The organism is Paraglaciecola sp., assembly GCF_039964565.1.
Lineage (GTDB): Bacteria > Pseudomonadota > Gammaproteobacteria > Enterobacterales > Alteromonadaceae > Paraglaciecola.
The window spans coordinates 59,701-69,662 of the sequence record NZ_JBDVXF010000024.1 but is presented as its reverse complement, the minus strand read 5'-3'; the positions used below and the strand labels follow the sequence as shown (position 1 = coordinate 69,662).

8 protein-coding genes are annotated in these 9,962 nt (G+C 41.3%); 2 read left to right on the top strand and 6 right to left on the bottom strand.

All coding sequences use genetic code 11. The annotated features are described in order from the left end of the window. Positions 1 to 282: 282 nt before the first annotated feature. The gene (locus ABJK37_RS09855) at positions 283 to 1,266 is read left to right on the top strand and encodes a bifunctional helix-turn-helix transcriptional regulator/GNAT family N-acetyltransferase (RefSeq protein WP_348352609.1); all 984 of its coding nucleotides are present in this window, start codon (positions 283 to 285) and stop codon (positions 1,264 to 1,266) included. A gap of 25 nt (positions 1,267 to 1,291) precedes the next feature. Here ABJK37_RS09855 and ABJK37_RS09850 read toward each other — a convergent pair whose 3' ends face one another. From ABJK37_RS09850 to ABJK37_RS09830, 5 genes are all read right to left on the bottom strand, one after another. Next, positions 1,292 to 2,158, bottom strand: coding sequence for a hypothetical protein (locus ABJK37_RS09850; RefSeq protein WP_348352606.1), 867 nt, complete (start codon positions 2,156 to 2,158; stop codon positions 1,292 to 1,294). Positions 2,159 to 2,318: 160 nt separating this feature from the next. Further along, positions 2,319 to 3,347, bottom strand: coding sequence for an alpha/beta hydrolase (locus ABJK37_RS09845; RefSeq protein WP_348352603.1), 1,029 nt, complete (start codon positions 3,345 to 3,347; stop codon positions 2,319 to 2,321). A gap of 247 nt (positions 3,348 to 3,594) precedes the next feature. Continuing rightward, on the bottom strand, positions 3,595 to 3,846 hold the full coding sequence (locus tag ABJK37_RS09840) for a DUF465 domain-containing protein (RefSeq protein WP_348352600.1): 252 nt from the start codon (positions 3,844 to 3,846) through the stop codon (positions 3,595 to 3,597). A gap of 185 nt (positions 3,847 to 4,031) precedes the next feature. Continuing rightward, positions 4,032 to 4,730: an SOS response-associated peptidase family protein gene (locus ABJK37_RS09835; RefSeq protein ID WP_348352598.1), complete on the bottom strand. Its 699-nt coding sequence runs from the start codon at positions 4,728 to 4,730 to the stop codon at positions 4,032 to 4,034. Between the two features lie 107 nt (positions 4,731 to 4,837). After that, positions 4,838 to 6,229, bottom strand: coding sequence for an MFS transporter (locus tag ABJK37_RS09830; protein WP_348352595.1), 1,392 nt, complete (start codon positions 6,227 to 6,229; stop codon positions 4,838 to 4,840). Positions 6,230 to 6,481: 252 nt separating this feature from the next. On the opposite strand from ABJK37_RS09830, the gene ABJK37_RS09825 reads away from it, so the two are divergent. Next, complete coding sequence (locus ABJK37_RS09825) at positions 6,482 to 8,395, top strand: EAL domain-containing protein (protein WP_348352592.1); 1,914 nt, start codon at positions 6,482 to 6,484, stop codon at positions 8,393 to 8,395. A 48-nt stretch (positions 8,396 to 8,443) separates the two neighbouring features. On the opposite strand, the gene ABJK37_RS09820 is transcribed toward ABJK37_RS09825, so the two are convergent. Continuing rightward, positions 8,444 to 9,961, bottom strand: a complete 1,518-nt coding sequence (locus ABJK37_RS09820) for a parallel beta-helix domain-containing protein (protein WP_348352589.1) — start codon at positions 9,959 to 9,961, stop codon at positions 8,444 to 8,446. Position 9,962: the final 1 nt, after the last annotated feature.

Genomic DNA, 9,962 nt, shown 5'->3' with positions numbered 1-9,962 from the left:
GCAAGTGTGATGCCATAATTTAAGTCAGTATTACAGTGAATGTTAAGATAGTTGTGGTAGGCCTTATACCAATTCATCTTATCAATTAGCCATTCAAAGGACTACGCCTCGATTGAAAGTCGCTGGTGTTCTCTGAGTGACTAATTGATAAGATGAATTGGTATAAGGCCTACCACAACTATCTTAACATTCACTGTAATACTGACTTAAATTATGGCATCACACTTGCCAATTAACATAAGTGCTTATATATTTACCTATGTAATTATGAAGGATAGTGAAATGCAACAAGATTTCTTAAACGAATTAGCAGAATTAGCACTTGGAAGTCGCTTAAAGCGCATGAGTGAACGCATGTTATCTAGCGCAGCTGATATATATCAAGAATTTGACATGAACATTAATCCCAAATGGTTCACATTGATGGCACTGCTAGATTCGAAAGACCGCGATAAACAAATATTGACCATAGTCGAAGCATCGAGCTTACTGGGTTTATCGCAACCTGCCCTAAGCCAGTTTTGTAAAGAATTGCAGAGAGAAAAACTGATAAAAGTAGTTAAAGATCAATCTGATTCTCGTAGACGTATTCTCAAGTTAACATCTCAGGGTCGCAAGCGAGTAAGTGAAATGAAACCCATTTGGGAGGCAGTACAACTCGCCGCTGCAGATTTATGTACCGAACACAACAATGACTTTTATCGCTCGTTACTGTTACTCGAAAAGTCTTTTTCGCAACAATCATTGCTAAGTCGCACTAGACATTATGTCAAACAAGCCGTCATGCAGACTGATATCAAGATAAGACCTTTTATCCCGGCACTCGCTCATCATTTTGAAGCTATTAATAAGGAGTGGATTGACGATATGTTTGTGTTGGAAAAAATTGACCAACAAGTGCTCGAAAATCCGCAAAGCTACATCATAAACAATGGTGGTAAGATTTGGTTTGCGGAACACCCAACCTTAGGAATTGTAGGAACTTGCGCGTTTTGGAATAAAGGAAACCGCTGTTTTGAACTGACTAAAATGGGCGTGTTAAAGTCAGCGAGAGGACTTAAAGTCGGCGAAATTTTACTACAACAAGTACTCAAAGAAGCGCAACGATTAGATATCGAGAAACTATTTTTGTTAACTAACGCTAAATGTGAGGCGGCAATCCATCTATACGAAAAAAATGGTTTTGTTCATGACAAAGCTATCATGCAAGAATTTGGTAGCAACTACGCTCGTTGTAATGTTGCAATGCGCTATATGGGACTATGAGCTGTAATCACGATGAACGGAGTGTTCAAGTGCATATTTCTGCATCAATACTTGGCAAACTTGTACCAAGTTGTCGCAATTGCTCAGCCGCATCAAATACATCGCCTGCATTAGCATTAACCGTGCCCGACTTGGAGATAATTATTAACCGATCCAATAAGTCTCCTATTGGGCCACGACTCTTTAACTGCTTTGAGGCATTTCGGCTTCGCTTGCACAATGCGGCTTTGTTTACATGCAAACTTAGAGAAGCTTCTACCAATTGCAATGCATCTCGGTATTGAGAAACATCCAGAATTTCTCCTTCCAATGACAATCCTTTGCGCAACAATTCAGCTGCTTCTCGCAGTAATGCAGACATTGCTAGCGCAGAAGAATGTGTCGAAGGAAAGCGTTCAATGACTATTGCATCTACACGTAAAATTAGATTTTTAAGCTGAGTATGAATGGCATTGCGCCGTGTCCGTGTCGAAGGAGTTTGAGCGGTCATTATCGTAAAAGAATCAGGCGCAGCAACTTCTGCCAACAAGGGCTGCAACGACAAGTTGGTGCTCGACTTTCCCGTCACAAAAGGGTCGATGATTGCATACTCTTCCATTAACTTCACAGTAAACGGGTTTTTCATGGATTTTTCTTTATCGTGATGGTTAGCCCTTCTAATTGCGGCCTGGACGTGCCCTAAAACAACTAAAAAAGCAATGTCATCTTTAGTTGGATCGCCGTGACTGACAAACCCAGCTGATTCACCTTTCCACAACGGCTTACTCGATGTGTTTGATTTAGTGAGAGTGTTAGAACGCGCCGGTTGGATATTGGATATTAGCACTATACCCAAAAACATGGTTACCCAAAACCGACTCATATCTATTGTTTTAGATTGTCTTGTTGCCACCAGTACTTCTCCTTTCCATGAAAATCATAAACCAACATAGCAGCTGAAGTGAGTTTCAGTTAAATTTTTTACCACACTCTTTACTTTGGCATAGGTTATCTGTGCCTACAGCCTAGATACCTGCTAATTTTACACTTCAGTAGCTTTGTCATTACTTTGACTAGCGAAAACAAAACCGAGCTATGCTTGCTGCAGTTTCTGCACTAATATCTGGGCAAGCCATGGGGAAAACCTCAATAGCATGGATGGTTCCCATGATTTGTCGACATTGAGCACTGACCCCTGCCCTCATTAACATTCTATAAAAATTAATGCCTTCATCTCTTAGCGGATCGCACTCGTTTACGCTAATTACAGTGGGTACCAAACCGCGCACATCGTCTTCGGAAGCAAAGCTCGGCCAAGCTAGCGGATTACCATTAAGAAATTCTTCGATCCCATATATCATTGCACCTTGATTATTGTGTAAATCTAATAAAATCCCGTTATTTTCCGTTGATGATGGGGTTTCTTTTGATGGCCACTTTCCAGCTATATAGGGACAAAGGACATAGATCCCTTTAATCAAACTCATATTCCCCTCGTTTTTTAAGCGCAGGGCCGATGCAATTGCCAAGTTAGCGCCACCACTTTCTCCAGAGACAACAATCTGTGACGGATCAATCGAGAGTAATTCACTGTTAGCACTAAGCCATTTCAAACCAGAAATACAATCATTTAGTCCGGCGGGGTACGGAGCAACCTCTCGGGCTGAAGATGGGACTAGGGCATTTCGGAAATCCACCATCGCCACAGCGACACCTTGCGCCGCTAATATCCTGCCCCATGCTTTATAATTACCGTCATAACACGACATTGTTGCCATTCCACCGCCATGGATATAATAAACACAGGGTAATGATTCAGTATTATCAGGTCGAATGTATTGGATTTTTATGGTGTTACCATCGGGCTCAGAGATGAAGCTTTCATCACGGATAATAAGTCCATCTGACGGCGCGATTGTTTCATTATCGCATTGTGACACAAAGCCAGAAATCATCTGTCTTACAGCTATTGCATTGGGTGAATTCGCGGACTCCAGTGCCGCTTCTCGACTGACGACGTTTTTCCCTCTAGACATAGAGACTGAGCTAAAAACGGCCTTAATACGTGGATCGATCCTAGGATCTTCACTGATTAAACTCATTTATTACCCTCAATAGTATTATCATTTCCTAAGACTACAGCAAAATATTACGACTTTGTGTTGTGTCATAGCGTTTATTTACGAGTAATAAAATAGACTCTTCGTTTTTCAGAGAGCCAATCTAAGATCTGAATTAAGCGGGTTAAACATCAAAAACAGCAGTTGTATTAAATAGAGATCGCCGAATTGCAGCGACCTCTAACGTTTTTGCAATGCGTTCTATTCACGACCACACATCATCCAAAAACTAGATATTTTGTTCTTTTTGAACTACTAAATCAAACAACAGATCTTTCAAGTGGAGTCGTCGCAGTTTTAGGGTTTCTAGATACTCATCTTCTACTGGTTGATTATTTTCTTCAATGGTATGCACTTCACTTGCTACTTCATGATACTCGTCAAATAATTTTGCAAAGTGATTGTCGTTCATTTTAAGGTGACGGATAGTATGATGATGATCTGGAAAATCATTCAATAAAGTATGTTTATCTATATTCATTGGCGCGAACCTTCTTCGAGAATTTTACTGGAAAAAACATTGTATTCAGAATGGTTTTATTGATATTGATCTACATCACTTTCTTGCAAAACTCAGCGCTTATGCGGGTTGTTTTTAAACAAACCTATGAGTTGAGGCAAGTCACTATGAGAGAAAACTAACTGCAACCTAATCCTTAAAAACCCTTAGTTTTTAATAAGGTCAGAAAGTAATTCTGCGGGCTCAAACGATTTATACGGCACTTTATCTTTGTAAGTTTTAACCCTTTGCACATGAAGCGTTGGGTATAGAATTGCATGGTTCAGCGCATTATCTATCAATGGGTGTTGTTGCACTGATTGACTTAGCCACAATTTCAAAAATTTATCATCATTGGGTAGAAACCCGGGAAAGGCTTTGTCGTGATAAGGTTCCATTTTTGGATGAGCATCTCGGGTAATAATCGCACAGCTATATCGCCCCTCACTATACTTACGGTACAAAGCACCCAGCACAAAGATTTCATCGCTTTGCATATAATATTGGTGTTTGGTTTTTCCTACAATTTTAGACTCGCCAATGCCTGTTGCGAAAACTATGGCTCGGTTATTTTTCAGTGCCCCTTGCCAATAAGGGCTGTCTAGATTTCGGGCATTAAATGTTGTGCGTGTACCGACTTGTAATCCGTGAAAAGAATCCGAACAATCAAACCACCAAGTTGCAGAAACTTGTTTAAGTTGACCGTTTTCTTCGATAACAATATCTATGGTTTTATTGGCATCTTGTCCAAATGCAGGGTAATAACGTTTGAAGCCCTTTGTTAAGAATTGATTGGCGATATCTCGCTCAGGGTGTTGCATAACCGGCGCCTGTCGTTCTCCGTCAACTTCTATATATCCACACATAGTTATCCCCGCAGTGTAAGGTAGTGGTGTGCAGTAACTTTAAGTAATCAAACATCTAAAGGTTATTTACATTAAATTCCTAGGGTAGAAAATCACTATAGAGATATTCAGGTAGAATCTGACTTACCTCGAAATCCAGATATCACACAAGCAATGACAACAAATGCGAGAGACATACTCAGCGCCATTTCAACGGTTTGAATTAACGCTGGGTTTTGCTCCTGGGTAAATTGAGCCTCACCAATATAATAATGCACCATTAGGTTTACCATGCTCATACCAAACAAATTACCTATGGTACGCGCTAAATTCATGGTTGCTGAGGCCACTCCGACTTCATGAAGCTGAACCGAGCCCATAATGGCATTGTTATTGGGTGTAGAGAACAACCCAAACCCGACTCCAATTAATAACAACGAACCGACAATAAACGTTATGCTGGTATCAGTATTCATCAAACTCAAAATCAACATCCCACAAGCCACAATCACGCAACCTACCGTAGCCACTAGCCGCGATTGGAACTTATCAGACAATTTACCCGACATCGGAGCAATTACCGCCATAGATAAAGCCTGGACAAGGATAATTTGCCCTGCATGTAATGGAGTGAGGTCTTTTACGTATTGCAAATACAGACTCAACAGAAAAATCAACGGAACATTGCTGGCGTACATCAGCAGAGATGTCGATAGAGACATTGAAAACACGCGACTTTCGCGAAACATTTGCACGCGAATGAGTGGTCGGCGACTGCGGCTTTGATGCAACACAAAAAACATCAAACTGAGCGCAGACAAAGCAACTAAAACAAAACCCAAAACACTCGGCAATATGCTTAACCCATAGACCAAAGAAAGTGAAAATACCGCGAAAATTGCTGTTCCCCACCAATCGAATTTGGTTTTATTATCGTTTTTCCATTCGCCCGAAAGGCGCAGTTTTATTACGATTAACAATGCAATAACGATGGGAACCTGAAATAGAAATACCGAACGCCACCCCCAAAGTTCGGTGAGCCAACCACCTACCGCCGGAGCGATCGTTAAGCCAACGTAGATACATGCCGCAGCGATGCCCAATGCAGCGCCCCTTTTATGGGAAGGGGTAACAGAAGTAATGATCGCCACTCCTGTACCAAAAATCATCGCTGAGGCTCCTCCTTGCACGAAACGCCAAAACAATACCCACTCAATACTATTACTGACACCGCACATTAAGGAAGAAAATGCATTAAGTGCCAGACCATAAGCGTAGATACGTTTTCTTCCATAATTGTCGGCTAACTTTCCAGCTGGCAGCATAAATATTACACTGCTCAAAATAAATAATGTTGGAAGCCACGAAACCATCTTAGCGTTGGCTTGCAAATCTGCCGCCAAATCTGGAATAGCGATATTAACAGAAGCCATTCCCAATGGACCCACTATGGACCCTAGACATACAACGATTAAAGCGACTTTAGCTATAGCTAACTTTTCAGTAGAAGTGTGTGGCAAACCGCAAGATGCTCCTTAAAATCATGTGAAACGAGGAACATCATACTAGCGTAACAGGGCAAATACGAACCGAAATACAACATATTGACAAGGATCAATATCCTTAGAATTTCAACCTGCAATGACTCCCAAAAAATCCATCAATTACATACTATTTACAACTCAAATTTAATTATGAATATGGGTGATCCATGTTTGGAATTTTGAGCCATAGACGGTAAAGTAAACACAATTATGTTTGTTGGATTAACTATGGCCCCACGCCCTCCTTCCTTAACTAACGCGCTACAAGATCTGGTTGAAAATGATATTTACAGCCAGATCCGTCGCCATAGATTAATGCAGATAAGCGCAGTAACTGCAATTGGGTTAGCAGTAGCACTCCTAGTAGCAAGAAGTATTACCTTCACCATATTTGCCATAGGTATAGGCTTTTTAATGTTAGCGCTAGCTTTCGCCTATAAACATAAAATACTCGCTTCCGCTTATACATTAATTGGCTCGATGGCGACCATGCTATTTGCGTTAGCAATTACTGGGGCCGGATTATTTGATTTAGCCGTGCTTGGCTACCCTGGATTACTTATTTTCGCCGCTTTGTTAGGGGGGGTAAGTTTATTTGTTCCCGTTTTATTGTTTGTGGTCACATTGTGCTGTGGAATCGCTTGGTTGACTCTCGGTGGTGTTGTTACACCCAATATACCCAAATCTACTTGGTCACATCTAATATTTATAATTGTTATTTTTGTAGTGACCGGATTTAGCGTTTATATTTTAGTCCAAGATATAAAACGTTTAATGCAATCTTTGCAGCGTGAAAACGCCAAAGTGCAGCGTAATAAGGCAGAAATCCAACATTTAGCCCACCATGATCCGCTAACCAATTTACCTAACAGGCTTTACGGTGAAACACTTTTTGCCCAGTCCTTAGCTGCCTGCCAACAGAAAAGACAAAACCTTGCCCTTTTATTCATCGACTTAGATAACTTCAAACCAGTAAACGATGCTTTAGGTCATGCTGCGGGGGATATATTACTCGAACAGTTAACATTAAAACTAAGCAAAGATTTACAACCTAATCAACATCTAATTCGATTTGGCGGCGATGAATTTTTACTACTCGCTCCATTCACAGATTATCACCAAGAATTAGAAACATTAGCTGAAACCGTCATACAAAAGTGTGCATCCAAGTTTAAGATATTACAAACCCAGGTGATTATTTCTGCCTCAATTGGCATAACCTGTGCGCCGAAAGAAGGGTCTGACTTTAAGCAACTTTGCCGTCAAGCCGACGTCGCCATGTATCAGGCCAAAAAAGATGGCCGCAATACGTACCATTATTACGATCAAAGTTTGGATAAAATCAGCGACGATAAATTCAAATTACTGCAATTGTTGCGACCCGCTTTAATTGAACGACAATTTCAACTCTACTATCAACCTATGGTGAACTTACAAGGCGGTGAAATTTCTATGGTCGAGGCTCTATTGCGTTGGCCACAACCCGACGGCAGTATGATAGGTCCCGATCAATTCATCCCTTTAGCTGAAAGCAGTGGCTTAATAAATGAATTGGGCAGTTGGGTAATTCAACAGGCTTGTATTAACTGTGCAAGGCAGCGCAAGTTAGGGTTTCCAAAGCTGCGAGTCGCAGTGAATCTCTCGGCAATACAATTCAAAGACGGGCATCTACAGGATATAGTTGAAAGCGCATTGCAACACGCTGATTTACCCCCAAATGCTCTAGAATTGGAGTTAACCGAATCCCTGTTAATTGACGACGCTGATCAAATTCAAATGCAGCTTCAAGCTTTAAGCGCCATAGGTATTACCATAGCTATTGACGATTTTGGCACGGGTTATTCAAACCTAGCGTATTTACGTAATTTCAACGCATCGACACTTAAGATAGACCGTTCTTTTATTACCTCACTTAGTGTTGCTGAACAAGACGAACCACTAGTGAAGGCGATCATTAGTATGGCTGCAAGCTTAGGATTGCGAACGGTTGCTGAAGGGATCGAAGATAAAGCGACGCTTAACAAGTTAACGGCGTTAGGTTGTAACATTGGTCAGGGATACTATTGGTCAAAACCTTTGCCAGGCGATGCATTATCAGCACTACTAGTAGAGCACCAACAGCTTAGTCACACAGCTGTATAGACTGTATACATAGTGGATGTATACAGTCACCAATAATTAATTTTAGTCCTAGCTTTTGACCTGCAGCATATATTTAGCCACCGCTAAGCGAGTTTCAGGATCAAGATAATTCTGTGGGGGCATTTCAGGATAATCATCACGTTTTTTGGTCGGACTATTGATGTAGTCAGCGACCCCTTGCGGGTCATCCATATATAAAGCCTGAATAATTTGAACCGGTGGTCCTATCATGCGGCCAGTATAGGTATGGCAACCAGCACACACACCTAAATAAGCAATTTTTCCTTTTTCACTACCTGAGATAACTCGTGCAGCAACCGGCTCATCTAAGATATAACTATCAATAGCCGCAGTATTGGTAAACTCACATTCTGCCCAGCTGTTTACCCCTACTGTGACATAACGATGGCGGTTGATAATACAACTGTCGCGACTGCTTCCTACCTGAATGATATCGGGATCACCTTGTTTGAATTCAGTTAACATCAAGGCTTTGACCTCATCTAAGGTGTCATAACCATTGTTTGACATCAGGTTATTCAGAAGCATGATTTTATCGGGAATAGAATCGGCCCCAGGATCGATCGTGGTATTGGGCGCATTTTCATGGTCGGTAATGATGATCCCCGCAGTTTTGTTTCCGGTAATGATGTTGTCTTCTATGATGACCTCATCAGCCGCCATCACTAGAATACCTGTACCCGCAGGAATACCCGCCACCGTAGATCCCGGAGCGCCAAAGTTAGCGGTGTTATTGTTGGTAATAAAATTATTGCGGATTATGACGTCAAAGGTGGTTTTTATTGGAAGCCCAGGTGTAATAAAGGCCAAGATACCGCCAGTATTATTGTAAACGTAATTGTTTTCGACTATAGCGTGGCGACTATTTTCAATTTCAATTCCTGCGACTGAATCAAACACTACATTATGCGCCACATGTATATTGTCACTCATGCCGACATAAATGGCAGCATCTTCAATTCCAGAAACTACATTGTGTTCAACAATTCCATTTTGACCAAGCTGTGGGAAAATCCCATAAATACCGGTATCTACGATAATATTGTTGCGAATTTCAAAATTATTACCGGCCTGCCCCATAATGCCATTACCTTTGTATTGAGTAATTAACAGGTTTTCAACCACTATATTGTTTCCTGAATATAAAATGGCATCGTTTAACACCCCTTTACCATCCATAGTGGCCCGTTGACTTTGTTTAATCACACCAATAATTCGAATATCGTCCTTGTCAATGTATACAGTCTCATGGTAACTGCCCGGCATCACTTGAATAGTATCGCCAGGTTTTGCTGTTTTTACTGCAGCCATGATTGAATCACCCGCATTGACTATATGGGTCTGCCCTTGCCGAGTCCTTTGGGATACGGCGCTTTTTTTGGTACTGCCACCCTGTTGTTTATTGTTCTCGAAGCCACCAGAATAGCTAGCACCACTGTTACTGTTAGTAATAATTGTGGTTCCCTCGCTACCCTTACCAAGATAAACGCCTGCGCCAAAGGCTAACAATATCAAGGTTACGGCAATAATTTTACTGGTGTGCATC